20 protein-coding genes, 1 tRNA gene and 1 pseudogene are annotated in these 22,434 nt (G+C 53.7%); 7 read left to right on the plus strand and 15 right to left on the minus strand.

What is annotated here, in order from left to right; genetic code table 11:
* Nucleotides 1–20: 20 nt before the first annotated feature.
* From NR302_RS05325 to tesA, 3 genes are all read right to left on the minus strand, one after another.
* Nucleotides 21–875: a co-chaperone YbbN gene (locus tag NR302_RS05325; RefSeq protein ID WP_258144723.1), complete on the minus strand. Its 855-nt coding sequence runs from the start codon at nucleotides 873–875 to the stop codon at nucleotides 21–23.
* Nucleotides 876–954: 79 nt separating this feature from the next.
* Entirely contained in the window at nucleotides 955–1,728 is a 774-nt protein-coding gene (locus NR302_RS05330) for an SDR family oxidoreductase (protein ID WP_258144724.1), read from the minus strand.
* A 31-nt stretch (nucleotides 1,729–1,759) separates the two neighbouring features.
* Entirely contained in the window at nucleotides 1,760–2,386 is a 627-nt protein-coding gene (gene tesA / locus NR302_RS05335; protein ID WP_258144725.1) for a multifunctional acyl-CoA thioesterase I/protease I/lysophospholipase L1, read from the minus strand.
* Between tesA and ybbA the strand changes: the two genes are divergently transcribed.
* Nucleotides 2,354–3,040 (plus strand): putative ABC transporter ATP-binding protein YbbA, encoded by a 687-nt coding sequence (gene ybbA, locus NR302_RS05340; RefSeq protein ID WP_154191801.1) that lies wholly within the window; start codon nucleotides 2,354–2,356, stop codon nucleotides 3,038–3,040. The genes tesA and ybbA overlap by 33 nt on opposite strands.
* Nucleotides 3,037–5,451: a putative ABC transporter permease subunit YbbP gene (ybbP, locus tag NR302_RS05345; RefSeq protein WP_258144726.1), complete on the plus strand. Its 2,415-nt coding sequence runs from the start codon at nucleotides 3,037–3,039 to the stop codon at nucleotides 5,449–5,451. The genes ybbA and ybbP overlap by 4 nt, the downstream gene beginning before the upstream one ends.
* Nucleotides 5,452–5,574: 123 nt before the next feature.
* Here the strand turns inward: ybbP and purK are convergent, their stop codons facing one another.
* From purK to ppiB, 4 genes are all read right to left on the minus strand, one after another.
* Nucleotides 5,575–6,639, minus strand: a complete 1,065-nt coding sequence (gene purK / locus NR302_RS05350) for a 5-(carboxyamino)imidazole ribonucleotide synthase (RefSeq protein WP_258144727.1) — start codon at nucleotides 6,637–6,639, stop codon at nucleotides 5,575–5,577.
* A complete protein-coding gene (gene purE, locus NR302_RS05355) occupies nucleotides 6,636–7,145 on the minus strand; it encodes a 5-(carboxyamino)imidazole ribonucleotide mutase (RefSeq protein WP_222181577.1) in 510 nt (169 codons plus the stop codon). The genes purK and purE overlap by 4 nt, the downstream gene beginning before the upstream one ends.
* A gap of 131 nt (nucleotides 7,146–7,276) precedes the next feature.
* Nucleotides 7,277–7,993, minus strand: coding sequence for a UDP-2,3-diacylglucosamine diphosphatase (locus NR302_RS05360; protein WP_258144728.1), 717 nt, complete (start codon nucleotides 7,991–7,993; stop codon nucleotides 7,277–7,279).
* Nucleotides 7,993–8,487: a peptidylprolyl isomerase B gene (ppiB, locus tag NR302_RS05365; RefSeq protein ID WP_008103818.1), complete on the minus strand. Its 495-nt coding sequence runs from the start codon at nucleotides 8,485–8,487 to the stop codon at nucleotides 7,993–7,995. The genes NR302_RS05360 and ppiB overlap by 1 nt, the downstream gene beginning before the upstream one ends.
* 332 nt (nucleotides 8,488–8,819) lie before the next feature.
* Here ppiB and cysS point away from each other — a divergent pair, with 332 nt between their 5' ends.
* Nucleotides 8,820–10,205: a cysteine--tRNA ligase gene (gene cysS, locus NR302_RS05370; RefSeq protein WP_258144729.1), complete on the plus strand. Its 1,386-nt coding sequence runs from the start codon at nucleotides 8,820–8,822 to the stop codon at nucleotides 10,203–10,205.
* Between the two features lie 33 nt (nucleotides 10,206–10,238).
* A pseudogene (locus NR302_RS05375) lies at nucleotides 10,239–11,330 on the plus strand (AAA family ATPase).
* A 29-nt stretch (nucleotides 11,331–11,359) separates the two neighbouring features.
* Here NR302_RS05375 and ybcJ read toward each other — a convergent pair.
* The gene (ybcJ, locus tag NR302_RS05380) at nucleotides 11,360–11,572 is read right to left on the minus strand and encodes a ribosome-associated protein YbcJ (protein ID WP_007890771.1); all 213 of its coding nucleotides are present in this window, start codon (nucleotides 11,570–11,572) and stop codon (nucleotides 11,360–11,362) included.
* Entirely contained in the window at nucleotides 11,572–12,438 is an 867-nt protein-coding gene (folD, locus tag NR302_RS05385) for a bifunctional methylenetetrahydrofolate dehydrogenase/methenyltetrahydrofolate cyclohydrolase FolD (RefSeq protein ID WP_036648219.1), read from the minus strand. Before folD ends, ybcJ begins: the two co-directional genes overlap by 1 nt.
* 175 nt (nucleotides 12,439–12,613) lie before the next feature.
* On the opposite strand from folD, the gene NR302_RS05390 reads away from it, so the two are divergent.
* From NR302_RS05390 to NR302_RS05400, 3 genes are all read left to right on the plus strand, one after another.
* Nucleotides 12,614–13,117: a DUF1198 domain-containing protein gene (locus tag NR302_RS05390; RefSeq protein ID WP_258144730.1), complete on the plus strand. Its 504-nt coding sequence runs from the start codon at nucleotides 12,614–12,616 to the stop codon at nucleotides 13,115–13,117.
* Nucleotides 13,118–13,212: 95 nt separating this feature from the next.
* Nucleotides 13,213–13,289: transfer RNA gene (locus NR302_RS05395), tRNA-Arg, on the plus strand.
* Nucleotides 13,290–14,058: 769 nt separating this feature from the next.
* Nucleotides 14,059–17,262 (plus strand): Eco57I restriction-modification methylase domain-containing protein, encoded by a 3,204-nt coding sequence (locus tag NR302_RS05400; RefSeq protein WP_258144731.1) that lies wholly within the window; start codon nucleotides 14,059–14,061, stop codon nucleotides 17,260–17,262.
* Between the two features lie 237 nt (nucleotides 17,263–17,499).
* Here NR302_RS05400 and NR302_RS05405 read toward each other — a convergent pair whose 3' ends face one another.
* The 6 genes from NR302_RS05405 to NR302_RS05430 form a co-directional block, all read right to left on the minus strand.
* Complete coding sequence (locus NR302_RS05405) at nucleotides 17,500–17,727, minus strand: hypothetical protein (protein WP_258144732.1); 228 nt, start codon at nucleotides 17,725–17,727, stop codon at nucleotides 17,500–17,502.
* 130 nt (nucleotides 17,728–17,857) lie between these two features.
* Nucleotides 17,858–18,331 carry a tellurium resistance protein TerW gene (locus NR302_RS05410; protein ID WP_258144733.1) on the minus strand — a complete coding sequence of 158 codons (474 nt, stop codon included), beginning with the start codon at nucleotides 18,329–18,331 and terminating at the stop codon, nucleotides 17,858–17,860.
* A 175-nt stretch (nucleotides 18,332–18,506) separates the two neighbouring features.
* Entirely contained in the window at nucleotides 18,507–19,451 is a 945-nt protein-coding gene (locus tag NR302_RS05415) for an HpcH/HpaI aldolase/citrate lyase family protein (RefSeq protein WP_258144734.1), read from the minus strand.
* Nucleotides 19,451–20,530: a cysteine protease StiP family protein gene (locus NR302_RS05420; RefSeq protein ID WP_258144735.1), complete on the minus strand. Its 1,080-nt coding sequence runs from the start codon at nucleotides 20,528–20,530 to the stop codon at nucleotides 19,451–19,453. The genes NR302_RS05415 and NR302_RS05420 overlap by 1 nt, the downstream gene beginning before the upstream one ends.
* Nucleotides 20,520–21,305 (minus strand): hypothetical protein, encoded by a 786-nt coding sequence (locus tag NR302_RS05425; RefSeq protein WP_258144736.1) that lies wholly within the window; start codon nucleotides 21,303–21,305, stop codon nucleotides 20,520–20,522. The genes NR302_RS05420 and NR302_RS05425 overlap by 11 nt, the downstream gene beginning before the upstream one ends.
* Nucleotides 21,298–22,425, minus strand: coding sequence for a phosphoribosyltransferase domain-containing protein (locus NR302_RS05430; RefSeq protein WP_258144737.1), 1,128 nt, complete (start codon nucleotides 22,423–22,425; stop codon nucleotides 21,298–21,300). The genes NR302_RS05425 and NR302_RS05430 overlap by 8 nt, the downstream gene beginning before the upstream one ends.
* Between the last annotated feature and the right edge of the window lie 9 nt (nucleotides 22,426–22,434).

A 22,434-nucleotide genomic window follows, 5' to 3' on the forward strand; every position in this document is an offset into this window, starting at 1 on the left:
CGTTTAACGCGCGGTACCGATCAGTACAGCAGCGAGTAAAGCTGGCGGCGATAGCGCGTGGCGAGGGTGTCGCCGGTGCCGAGTGCGGCCAAAATCTCCTGGAACATTTTACGCACCTGGCCGTCGCCGACGCTGAGATCGCTTTTCAGGAAGCTGAACAACAACTCCAGCGCTTCCTCATTGCGGCCAACCTGATGCAGCTGTAACGACAGTTTAGCAGCCAGCTCGGCATTGGTCGGATCGCTGGCTAACTGCTCCTGCAACAGCTGAATTTCTGGTGTATCGGCGGCCTGTTTTAACAGGTCGATTTGTGAAACCAGGCTCTGATAGTGCGTGTCCTGATCCTGCAACGGCACAGCATCCAGCACGGTTTCGGCTTCGTCGCTGCGGTTCAGGGTGATCAGCACTTCCGCCAGCAGGAAACCAATTTCGCTGTTTTTATTGCTCAGCTGCCAGGCGTCTTTCAGCAGCGGCAGCGCTTCCAGCGGTTTACCTTCGTGCATCAATTGCATCGCCTGCTGCGCTTTAACCTCTTCTTCACGCGGCAACACTTTTTGCAGCAGGGCGCGAATCGCCTCTTCCGGCTGCGGTCCCTGGAAGCCATCCACCGGCTGACCGTTCTGGAACAGGTAAACGGTTGGAATGGAGCGCAGGCCAAACTGCGATGCCACCATCTGCTCTTTATCGCAATCCAGCTTCGCCAAAATAAACTGACCGGCATACTCCTGCGCCAGGCGATCCAGCACCGGCGTCAGTTCCAGACAGTGCTGGCTGCGTTCGGACCAGAAATAAAACAGCACCGGCAGCTGCATCGACTGTTCTAAGGTCTGCTGCAGGTTGGATTCGTTGATGTCGATAATCAAAGCGTGTGACATGAATACGTCTCTTGTCAGAAAGTGTGTTGAGGATATGGGGGCAAGCTGCCCCGGTTCAAGTTTGATTCTGCGTTGCAGCTTAGTTGCTGCGCAAAATGCGATCCAGTATCCAACCTGGCAGCAGACGTTTCAGCAGACTCATCGCCCAGGCGACCAGCGTCACCGGATAGCGCAGGCGCGGATGTTTGCTCTCTAACGCGTGGCGCAGCTTCGGCAGAATCGATTCTGGCGGCAGGGTAAAACGCGCGGCGATGCCCGGATTGCGTACCGGTTTATCCTGCTGGCCCTGATGCACGTTATCGGTGAAACGGGTGCTAATCGGGCCCGGCTCAATCAGGCTGACGCGCACTCCAGAGTCGCGCACTTCGAGACGCAGCGCATCGCTCCAGGCTTCCAGCGCCCACTTGCTGGCGGCATAGGCACCGCGACCCGGCGTGGAGATCAGTCCCAGCACCGAGCTGGTATTGACGATGCGTCCGTTGCCGCTGGCTTGCAGCGCGGGCAGCAAGCGCATGGTCAGTTGATGAGTGCCAAACAGGTTGGTGGAAAATTGCTTCTCTAACTGCTGACGCGAAACGCTGCTGAGCGGCCCATATTGACCAAAACCGCCGTTGTTAAACAGCGCGTGCAGGCGATGATCGGTGAGTTCCAGCACGCGGTCGGCGGCGGCATCGACGCTGGCGGCATCATCAAGATCCAACTGCACGCCAATAAATCCCAGCGCTTCCATACGTGCCACATCGTCGGCGCGGCGACAGGCGGCCAGCACGCGATAGCCGCGCGATAAAAGGTCATTTGCGGCGACCAAACCAATGCCGCTCGAGCAGCCGGTGATAAGAATAGTTCTTTGCATTTTTTTACCCGTTAAAAATCACGCGTCTGCATTAATCATGCTTTACTAACGGAGCCAGTTCGGTCGCCATCAGGTTGGCGATAAACGGCTGAGCATCCGGATTGGGGTGAATTCCATCCTGCTGCATCCACCCCGGCTTCAGGTAGACCTGCTCCATAAAGAAGGGCACCAGAGGAATGTCGTACTGCTGTGCCAGGCGCGGATAGATCGCGCTAAACGCCTCCGTATACCGACGTCCATAATTGGCCGGCAGACGAATCTGCATCAGCAGCGGCTGCGCTTTAGCGGCTTTCACTTCGTCGATCACTTTGGTCAGATCGGCGGCGATATTCTGCGGCGGGAAACCACGCAGGCCATCGTTACCGCCCAATTCGATTAACACCCAGCGGGGTTGATGCTGTTTTAATAGGCCCGGTAAACGCGCCAGCCCTTGTCCTGCGGTATCTCCGCTGATGCTGGCGTTAACCACTTTGGGCTGCTGTTGCCACTCTTTATTCAGCAGGCTCGGCCAGGCCGCCGTGGCCGACATGCGATACCCGGCGCTCAGGCTGTCGCCCAATACCAGCAAGGTATCGGCGGCGGCGATGCGGGACACCAGCAGAAGCAATAACAACAGGAAGGGATAATGCCAGCGGAAAACATTGTTGCAGTTCATCATCTTACTAAGTCCGTCGGTCAGGGAGAGCATCAGCTGACCATCCTTACCGGAGTTGAGCTGGTTGTCAAACCAGCTGAGACCATCGCGCTGATTGGCGAGTCCGGCTCTGGCAAATCCACGCTGCTGGGCATTCTGGCCGGACTGGACGACGGTAGCAGCGGCGAAGTGCATCTGCTTGGCCAGCCGCTGCACAGCATGAACGAAGAGCAGCGTGCGGCACTGCGCGCACGCGAAGTGGGCTTTGTGTTTCAATCCTTTATGCTGGTGCCGACGCTGAACGCGCTGGAAAACGTGCAGCTGCCGGCGTTGCTGCGTGGCGACAGCGATCGCGAAAGTCGTTCGCAATCGGTGGAGTTGTTAACTTTATTGGGCTTGAAAGATCGTCTGCACCATCTGCCAGCCCAACTCTCTGGCGGTGAACAGCAGCGTGTGGCGCTGGCGCGTGCCTTTAGCGGTCGTCCCGGCCTGCTGTTTGCCGATGAACCCACCGGAAACCTCGATCGCAAAACCGGCGATCGCATCGCCGATCTGCTGTTCTCCCTCAACCGCGATTTTGCCACCACGCTAATTCTGGTGACGCACGACGAACAACTGGCAGCGCGCTGCGACCGCCGCCTACGGCTGCGCGACGGCAAGTTGTGGGAGGAGTCATGATTTGGCGCTGGTTCTGGCGCGAGTGGCGTTCGCCCTCGCTGCTGATTGTCTGGATGGCGCTCACTTTAGCGGTGGCCTGCGTGCTAGCGCTGGGATCGATCAGCGATCGTATGGAAAAAGGCTTAAGCCAGCAGAGCCGCGACTTTATGGCGGGGGATCGCACGCTGCGCACCACCTCGCCCGCGCCGGACGCGTGGCTGAATAAAGCGCGTGAAGAAGGGCTGTCGGTTAGCAGCCAACTGCACTTTATGACCATGACGTTCGCACAAGAGACGCCGCAGCTGGCGGACGTTAAAGCGGTGGATGATGCCTATCCAATGTTTGGCACGCTGCAAACTAATCCGCCGGGCTTACGCCCTCAAGCGGGCACGGTGTTGGCCGCGCCGCGTTTGCTGGCGCTGCTGAATCTGAAAGTGGGCGATAGTGTGGATGTCGGCGACACCACGCTGCGCATTGCTGGTGAAGTGATTCAGGAGCCGGATGGCGGCTTTAATCCGTTTCAGACCGCGCCGCGTCTGCTGATGAATCTGGCTGACGTGGAGAAAACCGGTGCGGTGCAGCCGGGCAGTCGCCTGAGCTGGCGCTACAAATTCTCCGGCGAACCGGCACCGCTGGCGCGCTATGACTGCTGGATCGAACCACAGCTAAAAGCCGATCAGCGCTGGATCAGCGTCGATAACTCGGAAGATGCACTGGGCCGCTCAATGCAGCGCGCGCAGCAATTTTTACTGCTCTCGGCCTTGCTGACGCTGATGCTGGCGATTGCTGCGGTAGCGGTGGCGATGAGTCATTACTGCCGCAGTCGCTACGATTTGGTGGCGGTGCTGAAAACCCTGGGCGCAACCCGTAAAGCGCTGCAGCGGCTGATTATCGGTCAGTGGCTGGCGGTGCTGCTGCTGGCAGCGATTGTCGGAAGCGCGTTGGGGCAGGGCATTGAAGTGATTCTGCTGCTGATGCTGAAACCGGTGCTGCCGGGCGCGCTGCCTGCGGCGAGTTTCTGGCCGTGGCTGTGGGCGATTGGCGCGATGTTTGTGATTTCGCTGCTGGTGGGTTTGCGTCCGTACCGCTTGCTGATGGCGACGCAACCGCTGCGCGTGCTGCGCCGGGATGCGGTGGCGAACGTCTGGCCGCTGCGCATCTATCTACCTGCGATGACGCTGGTGGTGATTGGCTTGCTGGCGTTGCTGATGGGCGGCAGCAAAATGTTGTGGGCGTTGCTGGCGGGCGTGGTGATGCTGGCGTTGCTGCTGGCGTTACTCGGCTGGGGCACCTTGCTGCTGCTGCGTCGGCTGGTGGTGCGCAATCTGGCGCTGCGGCTGGCGATTAACCGTCTGCTGCGTCAACCGGCAATGACGCTCAGCCAACTGGCGGCGTTTTCGCTGTCATTTATGTTGCTGGCGCTGCTGCTGGTGATGCGCGGCGATCTGCTGGATCGCTGGCAACAACAACTGCCGCCGGATAGCCCGAACTATTTCCTGCTGAACATCACCAAAGAGCAGGTGCCACAGGTGCGCGACTTCCTGAGTGAGCATCAGCTTAAGCCGGAAACCTTCTACCCGATTGTGCGTGCGCGCCTGACCGAACTGAACGGCAAAGAGGCCGATCCTAAGCTGGATAACGCGCTAAATCGCGAACTCAATCTAACGTGGCAAGCGGAACGTCCGGATCACAATCCGCTGATTTCCGGTAACTGGCCGCCGCAGGCCGGTGAAGTATCGATGGAAGTGGAGTTAGCGGATCGCCTCGGCGTGAAGCTCGGCGATAGCTTAACCTTCAACGGGGACACCCAGCAGTTCAGCGCCAAAATCACCAGCTTGCGCAAGGTGGATTGGGAAAGTCTGCGGCCGAACTTCTTCTTTATCTTCCCGCCGGGCGCACTCGATCAGCAGCCACAAACCTGGCTGACCAGCTTCCGCATGGAGAGCAATCCGGCGTTGCTGGCACAACTTAATCGCGCATTCCCGACGCTGAGCCTGCTGGATATTGGCAGCATGATGCGCCAGATCGGTCAGGTGCTGACGCAGGTGAGTCAGGCGCTGGAAGTGATGGTGGTGCTGGTGACGGTGTGCGGCGTGTTGTTGCTGCTGGCGCAGATTCAGGTTGGCATGCGTCAGCGTCGGCAGGAGTTGGTGGTCTATCGCACGCTCGGTGCCAGCAAGCGCTTGCTGCGCGGCACGTTATGGTGCGAGTTTGCGCTGCTTGGCGTGGTGTCGGGGATTGCAGCAGCGCTGGGCGCGGAAGCGGCGCTGTGGGGCTTGCAGCGCAAGATCTTCGATTTCCCGTGGCAGCCAGACTGGACGTTGTGGTTCGCCTTGCCGATCGGCGGCGCGCTGCTGCTCTCGCTGTGCGGTGCCTGGTTGGGTATTCGACTATTAAAACAGAAGGCGCTGTTCAGAAGCTTCAGTGCCTAAATTGTCGATGGTGGCGTAACCAGGTGCGCATAAATGCGCACCCTACGAAAACCCCACAGGAATGCGCGTTCGGCAAAATCACATCAATCTACGTAGGGTCGCCATTCATGGCGACCTGGCTAATCAGAACTTCTCAACCGCCCACGCAATTCCGCTCGCATACACTTCCGGCAGCAGCGGCACCAGCGCATTCAGCGCTGACGTCAGACGACCATGATCGCTATCGGTCAGATTAAGGTGCCCAACCTTGCGGCCTTCGCGCACCTCTTTGTCGTACCAATGCAGATGCACCAGCGGCTGTTGCAGCCACGCCAGATTCACATCGGTACCAATCAGATTCACCATCACCGACGGCGCAAACACCACCGGTTTTGGCAGCGCCAGACCTAACACCGCACGCAGATGCAGCTCGAACTGGCTAATTGATGCGCCATTCTGCGTCCAGTGACCGCTGTTGTGCACGCGCGGTGCCAACTCGTTGATCAGCAGACCTTCTGGCGTAATGAAACATTCCATCGCCATCACGCCAACATACTTCAGCTCATGCATGATGGCGCTGAGCATCGCTTCTGCCTGCTGTTGCTGTGCGGCATCGGCCTGTGGGAACGCCACGCTGGTGCGCAGAATGCCGTCCTGATGCAGATTATGCGTCAGCGGATAAAACACCGTGCTGCCATCGTGTCCACGCGCGCCGACCAGCGACACTTCGCCGCTGAAATTAATGCCTTGCTCAACGATGCATTCGCCGTAGCACTCATCCGGCAGCGCATCGGTTTCGTTGGCGCGCAAACGCCACTGACCGCGGCCGTCATAGCCGCCGGTACGACGCTTAACAATCGCCAGTTCGCCCAAGGTGCTGAACACGTTTGGCCACTCGGCTTTAGCGGCCAGCAGTTGCCACGGCGCGGTGGCGAGGTTCAGCTGATCGAGCAGCTGTTTTTGCGTCAGACGATCGGCGAGACGCGGGAAAATATCGCGATTCACAAATGCCGGATGGCTCGCCAGTTCGCGGGTTAACGCGGTTTCCGGCCAACGTTCAATCTCGGCGGTGATCACGCTTTGGGCGATCGGCAGCGCAGAAGGCTCCGCATCCAGACCCACCGGATAGACCGCGATGCCCAGCGGTTCACCCGCCTGGCGCAGCATGCGGCCTAACTGACCATTTCCTAATACGCAAACCGGCTTCATGCGTCCTCCCGCGGATCCGGGTTGTTCAGCACTTCATCAGTCTGCGTTTGACGCCAGTTGGCGATGCGCGTTGAAAGCGCGCTGTCGTGGATCGCCAAAATCTGCGCCGCCAGCAGGGCAGCGTTAGCGGCACCGGCTTTACCAATCGCCAGCGTACCGACCGGAATGCCGCGCGGCATCTGCACGATGGAGTACAGGCTATCGACGCCGCTCAGCGCCGCACTTTGCACGGGCACGCCCAGCACCGGCACCAGCGTTTTCGCGGCCAGCATGCCCGGCAAATGGGCAGCACCGCCAGCACCGGCGATGATCACCTGAAAACCGTTTTCAGCGGCGGTTTCCGCGAAGCTGAACAGTTTGTCGGGCGTACGGTGAGCTGAGACCACTTCAACGTGGAAGGGAACATCCAGGCTGTTAAGAATTTCCTCGGCGAACTGCATGGTAGCCCAGTCACTTTTGGAACCCATGACAATGGCGATACGGGCCGGGGCGGCGTTGGATGACATGCGGTCAACTCCTGTGAATATGCAAACGAACCTGGCCGGGCGGGCAGGCGAAGAAGGGCACAGAGAATAGCATGAGATGGCAGCAAGGAAAACGGTTGCGTAGGCGGAAAACGGGCATTTACGCCCGGATTTCAGAAGGGGAATTCGATCAGGCTTACGCCGCTGGCATCAAGCTGAATCATCGATCCGTTCTCATGCCAGGCACCGAGCACCGCGCGCTGGGCGTTTTCGCCGTGCAGCGGGAAGGGATGAATGGCGGGACGATGCGTGTGGCCATGAATCAAAATAGGCACCTGCTGGCGCGTCATCGCGGCTTCCACTGCGGACTGATTAACGTCCATGATGCTGACCGACTTGTGCTGATTCGCCTGCTTGCTGCCATTACGCATGCGTGCGGCAATGCGCATGCGCAGACGCAGCGGCAACGCGAGGAACAGGCGCTGCAACCAGCGCTGATGCACTTTGGCGCGAAAACGCTGATAACCTTCATCGTCGGTACACAAGGTATCGCCGTGCATGATCAACACGCGATGTCCGTAGAGATCGAGTACCTTTTCTTCCGGCAGCAGCGTCATACCAGAAGCCCGCGCAAAACGCTGGCCGAGCAGGAAGTCTCGATTACCGTGGATGAAAAATTTCGGTACCGGCAGCGCCTTGAGCGCCGCAGCGATTTGCTGATGCAGCGGATTAGGATCGTCGTCGCCGATCCAGGCTTCAAACAGATCGCCGAGGATGTAAAGCGCATCGCAGGAACGCGCTTCACCCTGCAAAAAATGCAGAAAACCGGCAGTAATTGCCGGTTCTTCATGACACAGATGCAGATCTGCGATAAACAGCGTGCGCGACATTACTCGCTAACAGTCACTTTCTGGATGACAACATCTTCAACCGGAACGTCCTGATGCATGCCGCTGCGGCCGGTTTTCACCGCTTTGATTTTCTCAACCACGTCCATGCCTTCAACCACTTCAGCGAACACGCAGTAACCCCAGCCTTGCAGGCTTTCATCACGGAAGTTCAGGAAGTCGTTGTCTGCCACGTTGATGAAGAACTGGGCAGTGGCAGAGTGTGGAGCCTGAGTGCGCGCCATCGCCAGCGTGCCTTTAGTGTTTTTCAGGCCGTTGTTCGCTTCGTTGCGGATGTCTGCTTTGGTATCTTTCTGCTTCATGCCAGGCTCAAAACCGCCGCCCTGAATCATGAAACCGTTGATTACGCGATGGAAGATAGTGTTATCGTAAAAACCTTCCGCGCAGTATTCCAGGAAGTTCTTCACGGTAGCCGGCGCTTTGTCATCGAAAGTTTTAATTACGATATCGCCATGGTTCGTCTGGAAAGTGACCATTATTTTCTTCCTGTCAAGGTTGTCGTCAGTGTCGCTGCCGCGCCTGCAAGGCGGCGGGGCATTTTTGTAGACGCTTCTTATATCACAATTTCCAATAACGCGTCAGTAACCGGACGGCAGTTGGCAACCGAGCGATGCACAAGTCAGAAAAATACGGCACAATAACCGGCTTGATGCTGGCTGGTTAAGCGAGGTTGTTTCGGTCACCATAAATGGCGACCCTACAAACCGGACAGTATTTCGTAGGGTCGCCATTTATGGTGACCGTATTAAACCCAATGCACATTTATCACGTTCGAATCCCGCACACGTAATTAAAACGGAACCGTTCAATGCTAAAGATTTATAACACCCTGAGTCGACAGAAAGAGGAATTCAAACCCATCCATGCCGGTCAAATCGGTATGTACGTGTGTGGTATCACGGTTTACGACCTCTGTCATATCGGCCATGGGCGTACGTTTGTGGCATTCGACGTGGTGGCGCGTTATCTGCGTTATGTGGGCTATCAGCTGAAGTATGTGCGTAACATCACCGATATCGATGACAAAATCATCAAACGTGCCAATCAAAACGGTGAAAGCATTGAAACGCTGACCAACCGCATGATCGCCGAGATGCACAAAGATTTCGCCGCGCTCGGCATTCTGCCGCCGGATCTGGAGCCGCGCGCCACCCGCCATATCGACGAAATCATCGAGCTGGTCGGCACGCTGATTGAACGTAAGCACGCATACGTGGCGGACAACGGCGACGTGATGTTCGACGTGTTAAGCGACAAAGATTACGGCGCGCTGTCGCGTCAGGATCTGGAGCAGCTGCAGGCCGGTGCGCGCGTCGAAGTGGCGGATGTGAAGCGCAATCCAATGGACTTCGTGCTGTGGAAGATGTCCAAAGCCGACGAACCAGCGTGGAACTCGCCGTGGGGCAATGGCCGTCCAGGCTGGCACATCGAGTGTTCGGCGATGAACTGCAAACAGCTCGGCACCCATTTCGACATTCACGGTGGCGGTTCGGATCTGATGTTCCCGCACCACGAAAACGAAGTGGCGCAATCCACCTGTGCGCACGATGGCCCGTATGTGAATTACTGGATGCACTCCGGCATGGTGATGGTTGATCGCGAGAAGATGTCGAAATCGCTGGATAACTTCTTCACCGTGCGCGATGTGTTGCAGCACTACGATGCCGAAACCGTGCGTTACTTCCTGATGTCGGGCCACTATCGCAGCCAGCTCAACTACGGCGAAGATAACCTCAATCAGGCGCGTGCGGCGCTCGAGCGTTTGTACACCGCGCTGCGTCATACCGATGCCAACGCCACGGCGGCGGGCGGCGAAGAGTTTGAAGCGCGTTTCCGCACTGCGATGGATGACGACTTCAACACGCCGGAAGCCTATTCGGTGTTGTTCGATATGGCGCGTGAAGTGAATCGTCTGAAGACCGAAGACAAAGCTTCCGCTGATGCGCTGGCGGCGAAACTGCGCCAGATCGCTAACGTGCTGGGCATTTTGCAGCAGGATCCCGAGCAGTTCCTGCAAAGCGGTGCGCAGGTGAATGACGATGAAGTGGCGGAAATCGAACATTGGGTGAAAGCCCGTTCCGACGCGCGTGCAGCCAAAGATTGGGCGCAGGCGGATGTGGCGCGCGACAAGCTCAATGAGTTGGGCGTAATCGTTGAGGATGGGCCGCAAGGTTCCAGCTGGCGACGCAAATAACCGGAGAGGGCGAGAAATCGCCCTTTTTTATTGATGGCGATTGAACAGATTCATATTCACGGCTTCCGCTCGGTGCGCGACCTAACGCTGCCGCTGCAGCAGCTCAACGTGGTGAGCGGTCCGAACGGCTGCGGCAAATCCAACCTGTATAAAGCGGTGCGACTGCTGCACGAAGCGGCGAGCGGACGCTTAGCGCTGGCGCTGGCGTAAGAGGGCGGCATTCAGAAAGCGATGTGGGCGGGCGGATTGCGGCGCGGCGATCGTCGCCACGATCCCAAACGTCTGGCGCTGGCGGTGGTAATGGACGATATGGATTATCAACTCGATATCGGTTTTCCTGAGCCGCTCGTCACCAGCATGTTCAATCTCGATCCGCTGGTGAAAGAGGAGCGTTTATGGATGAGCGGCCAACGGCGGCGTCCTTCCTCCTGCATCATGCAGCGGCAAAATCAGACCGCCTTTTTGCATAACGTTGAGGGCGAGCGCGTAGCCTATCCGGCGGTGCTGCATCCCGAAGAGTCACTGTTTGGGCAACTGGGCGAACCGCATCTGTATCCGGAGCTTTCGCAGGTGCGCGAAAGGCTGCGTCAGTGGCGTTTCTATCATGAGTTTGCTGTGTGGCCCGGTTCACCGATTCGTGCGCCGCAGATTGGCGTACGCGCGCCGGTGCTGAGCCATGATGGCAGTAATCTGGCGGCTGCCTGGGCCACTATCGTTGAGCGCGGTCATGTCGAGTTGCTGCACGAAGTGATGGCCGAAGCGTTTCCTGACACGGAATTTCACGTTGATGTGCAGAATGGACGTTTTCAGATGCTGATGTCACGACGTGGGATTTTGCGTCCGTTAGAGAGCGCCGAGTTCTCGGATGGCACGCTGCGCTTTCTCTGTTTAGTGGTGGCGCTGCTCAGCCCGCGTCCGCCGGCGTTTATGGCGCTGAATGAACCAGAGAACAGTTTGCATGAAGATTTGCTGCCCGCATTGGCGCGACTGATTGCCGAAGCCAGCCAGTTCAGCCAACTGTGGATCACCAGCCATTCACCGAAACTGGCAACGCTGATTGCGCAGCATACGGCGGTGAATCACATCGAGCTGGAGCAAATTGAAGGGGAAACCCGGGTCTTGTAGGGTCGCCATTCATGGCGACCACCACCTAACTACGCTACAACCGTAATCTTAAAACCAGCAAACTCAACCTTCTGGCCTTCAACAATCTTGCAGCGCTTACGCGTTTCAACTGCGCCATCGACGCGCACTTCGCCTTCCGCGATCACGGCTTTCGCCTGCGCACCGCTTTGCACCCAACCTTCGAGTTTCAGCAGGTCGCACAAATCAACGTGGGCATGTTTACCGAGAGAAAAACTGGCCATTATGCCTCCTCAATGTCGTGAAATTCTTCACACGCCGTCAGCGTGTTTTGGATTAATGTAGCGACCGTCATTGGACCGACGCCGCCTGGAACCGGCGTGATGTAAGAGGCGCGCTCAGCAGCCGCTTCGAACTCCACATCGCCGACCACTTTGCCGCTGTCGAGACGGTTGATACCTACATCAATTACTACCGCGCCCGGCTTGATCCAGTCGCCCGGAATAAAGCCCGGCTTGCCGACTGCAACCACCAGCAGATCGGCGTGCTCAACGTGATGACGCAGATCTTTGGTGAAACGGTGCGTCACGGTGGTGGTGCAACCGGCGAGCAGCAGCTCCATGCTCATCGGACGGCCAACGATATTCGATGCGCCAACCACCACGGCGTTCAGGCCGTAAGTATCGATATTGTAGCGCTCCAGCAAGGTGACGATGCCGCGCGGCGTACACGGACGCAGCTTTGGTGCGCGCTGGCACAGACGACCGACGTTGTACGGATGGAAGCCATCCACGTCTTTGTCCGGCACGATGCGCTCCAGCACTTTGACGTTATCGATGCCGGCTGGCAGCGGCAGCTGCACCAGAATGCCGTCGATATCGTTGTCGTTGTTGAGCGTATCAATCAGCTCCAGCAGCTCGGCTTCGCTGGTGGTGGCGGGCAGATCGTATGAGCGGGAGATGAAGCCCACTTCATCACAAGCACGACGTTTGCTGGCGACATAAATCTGCGAAGCCGGGTTTTCACCCACCAGCACAACTGCCAAACCGGGCGCACGTTTACCGGCCGCCAGACGCTGCTGTACTTTTTCGGCAACCTCAAGGCGCACCTGCTGCGCAATCGTTTTACCGTCAATAATTTTTGCTGCCATCAGAGAGGAAATCCATCTGTAGAGGGTTAGATCGGGGATGGCGCCTATTCTGTCAGAAGCGCGTGCGGCTGTCAGGTAGAGATTCGCCATCAACGCCGCTTTCCCGATTTTTCGCCGTGGCGCCCGCCCGCGTTAGCGCTTATGATGCCCGGCAGTGAATGAGATGGATGACGTGATGATTTGGTTAATTCTCGCCACGCTGGCGGTGGTGTTCGTGGTAGGTTTTCAGCTGCTGACAGCCAGCTCGCGCCATGCGGTGCAGGCGCTCAATAAACGGTTGCAACTGCCGCCGGTGCATATCGAATCAATGTTGTCGCTGATGGGCAAAGAGGCGGCAAAAGAGTTTACCGATTACATCACGGGCGATAACGACACGCATCTGCACAATGGCGCGGCGGTGCTGCTGATTTGGCAGGTGCTGATTGTCGATGGCAGCGACGAAAATAGGCAGCGCTGGCATGGCATTTTGAGCCGGGCTGGATTTTCTGCGTTGATTTCGAGGCAGCAGCTGTTGCTGGCGTTGGGATTTCTGCGTCAGCTGGAGCCGGATAGCCAGGAACTGCATGTGCTGCGCGACCAGTACAATGCGCACTTCACGCAGCAAGGGATTGAGCTGGAAGGCGAAACGGAGCAGGGCGGGAATCTGGTGTCGTTAAGCGAATGGCGCAAGCGGCATTAAGGGGTTTTGGTTAATCTGGCAGCACTCCGCTTCTGTTCAAGGGCAAAAACGTTGACGCGCGAGCCGCTGGACGTATAATCCGACCCAATCACTATGCGCCCTTAGCTCAGTTGGATAGAGCACCGGCCTTCTAAGCCGTAGGTCACAGGTTCGAATCCTGTAGGGCGTACCATTTCTTCTGCTATAAACATCCTTTTCAAATTCATTTTTCTTGTCAGTGAATTAACTTGTTGAAATTTAAAAATTTGAAATGTGTTCAGTCGCAAAACTTAATTTCACCGCCCCAATCATGATGCTGTCTTGGCCTTGAATTAATATATATGGATAATGCTTTAACTTTCGAACCACTAATTATATTTTAACATTCCAATGACAGTTCTTTAATAATGACAAATTGAATTTTTAGATATGGTGTAATTTATGCAAAAGTCACCTTTTAATTCAAAGGTCAAGTAATGATCTTTTCAGATGTTTGAAGTTGAGCATTAGTGGTGTTTATTTATTTTGAACGCTAAGTGGTTAAATAAGAATGGTATGTTAATTGACTTGGTATCTTTTAATTAAGCTGCTTGTTTCTTATTATAATTTTAGTTCATTGGTCTCTTGGTTTGATTTTGTAACTGAATGAGTTTTATAATGGTTTTATAGTGCAATAGTTTTTTTAATGGGAAGCCTAAAAAGAAAATACCCTAAGGATGTATGTTTTCCATTAGTGCCATTTATGGCATAACTATAGGGTCAGATAATCTAACTGGTTCGAGTAATTTTAGAAAAATCAAAAGGTATTTCAGTCATTATGTGAGTCTGAATCAAGGGGTAACAAAGCCTAACTGTTTCTTAGCTAACAAAAATATTATTGTTAAATAAACCTTGATGTAGTGTTTCATGACACTCATAATATGCCGTTGCTAACATTATCCCCTGAAATTAGGCCTTAAAACATGAAGCAATCCGCTTACGACTCCATCCAAGAAAAACGTCTTCAGCCCTGGAAAGGGGAGGAGGAAGTTCGATTCGCCTGGAATAAAGCTTTAGAAGACGCAACGGGGTTACATCTTTTTGCTGAACGAGATCGTAATGATGCAAGTTATAATCACGTTATCATTGAATATAAAGCTCCGGGGTATTTCAAAGGAAAAAAAGACAGTTCTGCTTTTCATAACGCAATCAATGAGCGACTTCTTCCTTATATTATAAAAAAATCTGGTGAAACCAAAATTCCCGAATCAGATTTCATCGGCATTGCAATCGATGGAGAGCATATCTGTTTTGCGCAAGTAATCGATGGCATCATTCATTCACAACATTTAATGCCATTTTCACCTGAATCTGTTGAGATGGTGGTTGATGCTCTTCGTTCAGATACACGAAAAGGGCTTACAACAGAAAACCTGCTTGCTGATTTCGGTCATGGTTCTGCAAACGCGCGAGCATTTATGCAGCAGCTTTCTGATGGGCTTTCACAACAGCTTGCCATTAGCGGAAATAATAAAATAAAGATGCTATTCGAAGAGTGGCGAACTTTGTATGGGCAAGTTGCTGATCTTTCAATTCTTCAAGCTGAATCTATTTCAAAAGAATTAAATTTTATATGGTCCGGTGCGGCATCAGAATCCATTTCTGCTCGGCTGTTTGTTCTTCATACGTATAACTCATTGCTTATTAAGCTCTTAGCAGCAGAAATCGTATCGGCGCACGGGCTTACATCAACTTCTCAGCCAGCACAGAGTATGGCAGCTTTGAAGAATGATTCACAGATGCTTGAGTTTCTCAGTTCTGATATAGAGCGTTCAGCCATCTTTCAGGATGCGGGAATAAATGGTTTTGTTGAAGAAGCTATATTTAGCTGGTACCTCGATGTTGCCAGTCTCAACACTCTACCTGAGCTACTTCCAACTCTAAGACGTTTACTCTCTATCCTGTCTTTATATCGTCTTGACCATTTATCGCAAACGCGAGATGTGCTCCGTGACCTTTATCAGGGATTAGTGCCAGGTAAGTTACGTCAGAGCTTAGGTGAGTTCTATACGCCAGACTGGCTCGTTGATTTCACTCTAAATAAAGTCAGTTCTCCTGATATTATGAACCAGCGTGTGCTCGATCCGACTTGTGGTTCCGGTGCATTTTTACTCGCTGTAATTCGTAAGAAAAGACAGATCGCAAAATCAAAAAAATTAAGCGCCAAAGAAACTCTAAATTTATTATGTGAAAGTGTTTGGGGGTTTGATCTTAATCCTCTGGCTGTGCAGACAGCGAGGGTAAATTTCCTTATTGAAGTAGCAGATTTACTAACAGAATGTCCCGGTCACGAGTTCGAAGTACCTGTTCTAATGGCTGATGCTATTTATTCTCCAGCTCCATCGCCTCAAAGCTCTGAGCCAATAATTCAATATCGTATTGGCAGTCAGTTTGCAAAGCTCGATATTCATTTACCATTAGAACTGGCACTCGACCGTGTAAGTCTAGATGTGATGTTTAATCGTATGGGAAAAGATGTTGAAGTAGGCCTCGATTTTGATGAATCCATGAATAAGGCTCGAAAAGGAGGGTTCTTTAATGAAAAATTACTCAAAGAGTGGGATGCGCCTCTTCGCTATACGTACGATCAGATTTTAAATCTTCATCACCAAAACTGGAATGGTATATGGTTCAGGATAGTTAGAAACTTTTTTTGGTCAGCAACTGCGGGTCAGTTCGACCTTGTCATAGGTAATCCGCCATGGGTCAGATGGTCAAAATTACCCGACCTTTATCGTGAACGTGTGAAACCCACGTGTGAACAATACGGTATTTTTTCGAAGACCCGTATGCATGGTGGAAATGAGCTCGATATTTCCGCAATGATTACTTATACCGTCGCTGATAAATGGTTAAGTGTTGGAGGACAACTGGCATTTGTTATTACTGGAACATTGTTCAAAAATCCTTCATCTGCTGGTTTCAGAACTTTTAAACTCGAACCTTTGAGAGATGAATCATTCTATCTTGAGCCAGTATCGGTAGATGATATGAAAGCTCTTAAGCCTTTCGAGGATGCCAGTAACCATACGACTATTGCTGTTTTTAGAAAGTCTGAAAATGAACCAACTTATCCGGTGTCATATCGCGTATGGGGCCCGAATTTAGGTGAAAAACGCGTAGTTAAAACATCCAAATCTCTTGACTCTGTGTTAGAAACCATAAGGTATGATGAAAAAGAAGCCTTTCCGGTTAGCGAATCTGGTTCGCCTTGGGCAATATTAGATCCAGGTAGATTTGAGACAATTAAATATTTATCTCGCCAATGTTCATGGACTAAAGGACGTAAGGGAATTACTACGGACCTTAATGGTGTTTTTTTTGTGCCTATCCTCAATGTAAATGACACTTCTGTACTGATACGAAGTCGACCCGAGGCAGGAAAAAAAGATATAGGACCCGTTAAACAAGCATGGGTAGAGCCGGAGGACTTGTATCCTCTCATCAAAGGGGCTGGTGATTTTGAAGAATGTTATCTCAAAATCAACGCGCCAGACTTTAACAATGAAGACCGTCTTTTTACTTTTGTTCCTAATGTAGGGATATCGAACACGGATTATGCTAAGGCAGAGGAAAGAATTGAAAACTACTCTCTGAAAAAAACTGCAGCATGGTTTGATTCTTTTGAATCGATTTTAAGAGAACGTTCAACTTATCGCCGACAAATGAAAGGTGCACCTTTTCATGCCATTTATAATGTTGGGGAATACACCTTTAAACCATGGAAGGTAATCTGGCCCGAAATGTCTTCATCTTTCTATGCGGCAGTGGCTGGTAGTTCTGATGTTCCAATAATGGGCATTCGCCCTTATGTTCCTGATCATAAGATTTACTTTTCAGCTTTTGATGATAAAGCAACAGCGTTTTATCTCTGTGGTCTTCTAAACTCAAAAACTGTTCAGGAGTGGATCAATGCACATAATGTTTCCATACAGGTTGCAGATGTATTTAAACATTTAGATTTACCAGAATTTGACAGCAAAGATTGCAATCATATTTTTCTTGCTGAAAAGGTCATGGCCGCTCATGAAGAACATGATAAAGAAAAAAGAAAATTACTTTTAAATGAAATAAATGTTTCGTCTGAAAGCATTTTAACGAAATGGAGTGGTGAGCTTCGTGGGTGAATTAATTTAAATGCTGTTGGTTAAAGCTTTTATAAGTGCATCGAAGTAAATTAATAACACCCACCACAAATATGGTGGGTTTTTTGTGGTGGTCATATAAATTATGTTATTTGCTGTTAAATGATATAGCCACTTGACTTTATTTGGTTTTTTATATCCTCCCGGAAGTATAGGCTATAATGTTAATTATTATTGTTAATTTCAGGGGGGAAGAGTGTGGCAGCATTTTATGTATTATTACTTAGCCAATTCCCATGGCAAATCTCGTCGCCCGTTTACAGGTTTAAGGATGCCTTCATATCTCAATTGTTGAGCAGCCCACCGAAGATCATATTGCCATGTGTACAAAATATCACCGGAATTTTTTAGTTCTAGTTCATAATTATCCCAAATGTATTTCGATACTTCTCGGGGCCAGCCGCAACCATTGCGGTTTTTTAAACAAATAATAATCCAACTTTTCATTTCGTCTCTTGTGACCATAACATCTCCTTAATGGGTAATTTAGGATCATAAACTATATTTTAAGGATTGGAGTTTTTTGTGTATATTTAAATTATAATTGAGTAATTAAATGTTTTGTAGTAGAGAAGTTTTATGCCTTTTTTTTCTCAAGTCTTAATTTCTCAATCAACTCATCCAGCCCACTCTCAACCAGCATCTCCACCGCATCGCTCCGTGTCGTTTCACTCAGTCTTACAACCTGGTCGATTTTCCTTAAAACAGACATACGCAACGACAGCGACACTGCTTTCTTTTTCTCTTTATCCAGAAATACCCGGCTGACGGTTTCACTCTGTTGTAGCTCGGCATTGAGTTTGAGCGCTTCATTAATATGGCGCAGGCTTTTCTTATCGAGTTTGCCGGGTTCAGTAAGTTGGTAGCAGTGGGTTAGGCGGCTGTATTTGATCTCCGCAGACCAGGATTCACGTAGCTCTTTTAGTGCGCGCGTCAGCGTGGGTTCGGAGCAGTCGAGCGAGGCGAGAATGCGGCTGGATGCGACCGGTTTGCCGCTGCTTAGCAGTGAGGCGAGCATAAATACGCGTGTCTGTCGGGTACTGAGTTGCATGGTCGATTGAGGCCTGCGTTAGTGATCAATGGTCTTTATCGCCCTCCTGGCAAACGGTTTTCGACAGTATCAGAGGGTATTTAAATATCAGGTAAATAGGGTGCGAAATTTCTTACATCTGGGTTGTGGTTCGGTGGTAACGCGGTGGGCATGAATGCCCACCCTACGGGGTTTGTCAGGTTACCAGCATCAACGCGCCATCAGAGCGGGTATCGGGTGCGATGCCATATTCCTGCGCGCGGGCCAGGATGGCGGCGGCCCAGCGGCGATGTGTCGCCGGTTCGCACATCGCGCCTTGCGATTTAAATACCGCCTGGCTTGAGTTGAGGATGCGGAAGGCATCCGCCTGATCGCTGGCGGAAACCATTAGCATGTCCTGAATCTTGCCGATCTGGCTCGGATGAATAGCGGTTTTGCCCACCAAACCGTGTGCGATATCCAGCGCCAGTTCCTGATCCATAATCTGCTGATCTTCGATGTGTTCGCACACCGGCGCGGTCAACGCAAAATCCCGCGACGCGAATACCGCCACCAGCATTTTGATGGTGTAACCCATAGGGCTGTCATACAGCGTGAAGTGGCGCGAGCGGCGCAGCGACAGCACATTCATCAAATCGTTACCGCCGATGCGCAGGGCGATTACGCGCTCGCGGCAAGCATGGTTTTGCAGCGTGAGGGCCAGTTCGCGCATTGCCACCACGTCGAAAACTTCTTCGGTTTCCAGCGTCGGCATCATACACAGATGGCTCGGTTCGAGAATCTGCCACCACAGCGGTAAGGAATCGGCGGTGAATTTCGGCAACACAAAACCGTCTATCGCGCTGAGGTTGAGGTTTTCCACCAGCCACGCGCCCATCTCACTGTTACGCGGACGGATAAACACCAGCGGCCACTGCGCGTTGCCATTGGCGCGCTGTTCGGCATTCAAAACATGCAGGATTTGCTGGAGATTGTGCAGCGCCTGCGGCAAATCCGCATCACTGACCGCATCTTCCAGGCAGATCACCAGCGAGCGCAGGCCACTGATTTTGTTGTGCAGAATGGCATCGACGATATCGCTGCGCACCGCCGGCATATACAGCGTCGCGCCCAAACGCCACGGAGAGAGACGGCCGTTCATCACAGCACCTTTTTGATTATCGTCACGGCGCGGTATTGCCCAAGATCGGCACCCGCTTCTGTGATGTTCAGCCCTTTTTGTTGGGCAAGATAGACCAGCAGCGCCACGTCGGGATCGTTCACCGAACGGACCAGCACCTGATCCGGCACGCGGCGCAGCACGGCGCGCGTGGCTTCGGCGATGCCCGGCTTGATGCGGTTGATGCTGTTCACCTGATAACGCGCCGCCAGCATGGCGATCACCGCTTCACTTTGTGCCACAAGTTGTTGTTGATGTTGTGGATTCTGCTGGCAGGCGGGCAGGGCACTGACATCCAGCGACAGCGCGTATTCCGCCACGGTATTCACCAGCTGCTGGCTGCAATCGTATTGCGCCAGATGATCGCACTGCACGCAGCCGTGCAAGCCCTGTTCAGACCACAACGAGCGCGAGATCAAGCCCGACACCGGCGCACCCATAATGCCAAATGGGATCAGCCAGTCATCATCGCTGGCCGAAAGCCACGCCTTGCCGCAAGGATCGGCCAGCACCACCAAGCGCGGTTGCGCCGGATAGCCGGGACGATGTTCGAGGCTGCGGATCAGCTCACCGGTGATGGCGCCTTTGCCGGTCCAGCCATCGACGAAGACAATGCCTGCGGTGCCGTGGCGCGCTTCGATGATCTCCAGCGCGGCCTGATCAATGCCACGATCGCGGATGATGCTGATGCCGTAATGGTAGGATTCGCGGCCCATCGCGCGCAGCGCCTGTTGTAGCATCACGCCGAGCGGCACGCCGGCGCGTACCAGGCTGGCGAGCACAATCGGCGTGTCGCCAAACTGCTGTGCCAGCGTCCGCGCCAGCATGGTAACTTCTTTCGCCAGGCGTCCGGCACCTTCGTCAAGCGCGTGGGAAAACAGCTTAAGGTGCCAGCGCGTCGGTTCCGGTTCCTGGCTCAACATCTCGGAATAGTGGCGCGCGCCGGATTGGATCAGCTGCTCTTTTTGCTCCACCGGCGTCATGTCGATCTCCACCGGCTTGAGCAGGAATTCGACGTCGCCAGCTTGGTACGATCCAGAGAAAGGCAGGTTATTCACCATCTGATTGTTCTCCGAATATGGATTGGTTGATGCGTTCGGCAAACTGGCTTTGACGCGGAATGCCGTACCAGTTGCACAGCTTCATAAAGCGGTGATCGCTGAGGCTGTCGCCGAGGCCAATAACCGGGAAGACGCCGCGCTCGTTACGCAGTTTTTCCAGCAGGTAGCTGACGGCTAAGCCTTTTTCCACCACGTTCGGCAGCCAGGCGACGTTGTTGCTGTTGCGATGGATGTAATAGCCGGCGGTGGGGAAGCGTTGCTCAATTTCATCTGCGATGGCGTAAAGCTCCTCGAGGCGCGTGCTGTCGCGGTGCTTCATCACCAGATAGATCGGCGTGACGCCATATTCATAGTTGATGCGCGCCCAGCCGTTGATGTCGCGCTCTGCCATCAGGTCGGTGATCGCCTGCTGCATCGAGAGCAGCGCCGGGCCGTACGGCGTCAGTTTTTCCAGCATGTGCGCGCGCCATTCGGCATCTTCCTCGCCTTGCGGGTTGAGGATCACCGCGCCATGCGTGGTCACTGCCCACGAACGGAATGGGATCTGCACGCGCGCGATCTCTTCGGTGCCGCGTGCGGTGACCGGGATTAAATCAGCCTGCTCGATCATCCAGTCGACCAGCATCGACTGTTCTTCAGTCATAAAGCTGCGCGGCTGCAGGCTGAGATCGAGCGCGCCAGTACGGAACGGCTCAAGATCCAGCTCGTCCACCATTTTGCGGCGCGTCTGAAATAGCGTGTCGTCGAGGTCGGAAAAAATTACCGGTTTATTCATAGCTAATCACTTCCACCTGTGGCGCAACCTTGGCCAGTGCCGTGGTTAACAGCGGATCCACGCTGTCGACCGGCGTTTCGATGCACAGCAAAATGCGGTCAAACTGCTGATGTGCCACGTTGTAAACGAAATTGGCGATGCCGAGACCGTAGTTATCGCCAAAGGCGATAGCCGATTCGATGGCAAATCCGGTGGCGATCGGCGAGCGCGTAGTGGAGCTGTATTTCACCTCAGCGCCTTGTGCTGCCAGACGTTCGGCCAGTAAGAAGGGTTCCCAAACAAATTCGCTGCTGCCGAGCACGAGGATTTTTTCTCCCGGATGCGTCTGAATCGCACGGCCAAGATCGCCCGCTGGCGTTTCCATGCCGAGTCGGCCCCAGCTTTGTTTGCCGGTTATTGGCACGGTGGCGGCATCGTTAAGCGCCACCGCTGGCATCGGCGGTAGCGCGGCGTCAGGATCCTGCTGCCAGTGCCAGTCGCCTTGCACCAGCGATACGGTGCGCACCGGCACCGGACAGCGCGCGGGTAACGCATCGCCGCTCCAGTCGGTGAGCGTGACGGCGATAACCTGCTCGATCTGCTTTAAACCGCCATCGTTGCGCAGCGCTTCGAGGAGGTTAATAAAGGTGTTGCCGGTGGTAGCTTCGTCATCAATCATCACCAGCGTGCGCGCGTTGAGCACGCGCTGGCGCAGCTGCGTATCATCGGGCAGATAAATCAGATGATCGGTGGCGTGGCTGTGATTCTCTTTGAACTCGCACAGCAAATCCGCCTGCTGCGGATGGCGCGTCGAGGTGAGATAGACCGGTTCGCTCACGCGCTGGCGTACTTCATCAAATACGCCTGCGCCCAGACCAACGGCGGTTTCCGCCATGCCGATAAACAGCACCGGGCCGTCAGAAAGCGGCGGGAACTGCTCCGCCAGCTGGCGATAAACGGCGCGCATTTTCTCCGGTGCGACCGGAATGTGGCGGCCAAGCACTTTACTGACGAACAGAAAAGCGCGCTTGGGATTGCGGCGTTCAGCGATCTCAAACAGATCATCGATGGCGCTGATGCCGCCGGTTGGCGTAACGCTCAGCGTGCCGCATGAAAGCGTCCTGCTCCAAAGTGTGGTCATGGATAATTC

The organism is Pantoea sp. SOD02 (genome assembly GCF_024707505.1).
Taxonomy (GTDB): Bacteria; Pseudomonadota; Gammaproteobacteria; order Enterobacterales; family Enterobacteriaceae; genus Pantoea; species Pantoea symbiotica.

Excerpts from the sequence above, each read along its gene's own strand:
- NR302_RS05325 (WP_258144723.1), bottom strand. The coding sequence starts at position 875 with ATGTCACACGCTTTGATTATCGACATCAACGAATCCAACCTGCAGCAG.
- NR302_RS05330 (WP_258144724.1), bottom strand. The coding sequence starts at position 1,728 with ATGCAAAGAACTATTCTTATCACCGGCTGCTCGAGCGGCATTGGTTTG.
- ybbA (WP_154191801.1), top strand. The coding sequence starts at position 2,354 with ATGCCAGCGGAAAACATTGTTGCAGTTCATCATCTTACTAAGTCCGTC.
- tesA (WP_258144725.1), bottom strand. The coding sequence starts at position 2,386 with ATGATGAACTGCAACAATGTTTTCCGCTGGCATTATCCCTTCCTGTTG.
- ybbP (WP_258144726.1), top strand. The coding sequence starts at position 3,037 with ATGATTTGGCGCTGGTTCTGGCGCGAGTGGCGTTCGCCCTCGCTGCTG.
- purK (WP_258144727.1), bottom strand. The coding sequence starts at position 6,639 with ATGAAGCCGGTTTGCGTATTAGGAAATGGTCAGTTAGGCCGCATGCTG.
- purE (WP_222181577.1), bottom strand. The coding sequence starts at position 7,145 with ATGTCATCCAACGCCGCCCCGGCCCGTATCGCCATTGTCATGGGTTCC.
- NR302_RS05360 (WP_258144728.1), bottom strand. The coding sequence starts at position 7,993 with ATGTCGCGCACGCTGTTTATCGCAGATCTGCATCTGTGTCATGAAGAA.
- ppiB (WP_008103818.1), bottom strand. The coding sequence starts at position 8,487 with ATGGTCACTTTCCAGACGAACCATGGCGATATCGTAATTAAAACTTTC.
- cysS (WP_258144729.1), top strand. The coding sequence starts at position 8,820 with ATGCTAAAGATTTATAACACCCTGAGTCGACAGAAAGAGGAATTCAAA.
- ybcJ (WP_007890771.1), bottom strand. The coding sequence starts at position 11,572 with ATGGCCAGTTTTTCTCTCGGTAAACATGCCCACGTTGATTTGTGCGAC.
- folD (WP_036648219.1), bottom strand. The coding sequence starts at position 12,438 with ATGGCAGCAAAAATTATTGACGGTAAAACGATTGCGCAGCAGGTGCGC.
- NR302_RS05390 (WP_258144730.1), top strand. The coding sequence starts at position 12,614 with ATGATTTGGTTAATTCTCGCCACGCTGGCGGTGGTGTTCGTGGTAGGT.
- NR302_RS05400 (WP_258144731.1), top strand. The coding sequence starts at position 14,059 with ATGAAGCAATCCGCTTACGACTCCATCCAAGAAAAACGTCTTCAGCCC.
- NR302_RS05405 (WP_258144732.1), bottom strand. The coding sequence starts at position 17,727 with ATGAAAAGTTGGATTATTATTTGTTTAAAAAACCGCAATGGTTGCGGC.
- NR302_RS05410 (WP_258144733.1), bottom strand. The coding sequence starts at position 18,331 with ATGCAACTCAGTACCCGACAGACACGCGTATTTATGCTCGCCTCACTG.
- NR302_RS05415 (WP_258144734.1), bottom strand. The coding sequence starts at position 19,451 with ATGAACGGCCGTCTCTCTCCGTGGCGTTTGGGCGCGACGCTGTATATG.
- NR302_RS05420 (WP_258144735.1), bottom strand. The coding sequence starts at position 20,530 with ATGGTGAATAACCTGCCTTTCTCTGGATCGTACCAAGCTGGCGACGTC.
- NR302_RS05425 (WP_258144736.1), bottom strand. The coding sequence starts at position 21,305 with ATGAATAAACCGGTAATTTTTTCCGACCTCGACGACACGCTATTTCAG.
- NR302_RS05430 (WP_258144737.1), bottom strand. The coding sequence starts at position 22,425 with ATGACCACACTTTGGAGCAGGACGCTTTCATGCGGCACGCTGAGCGTT.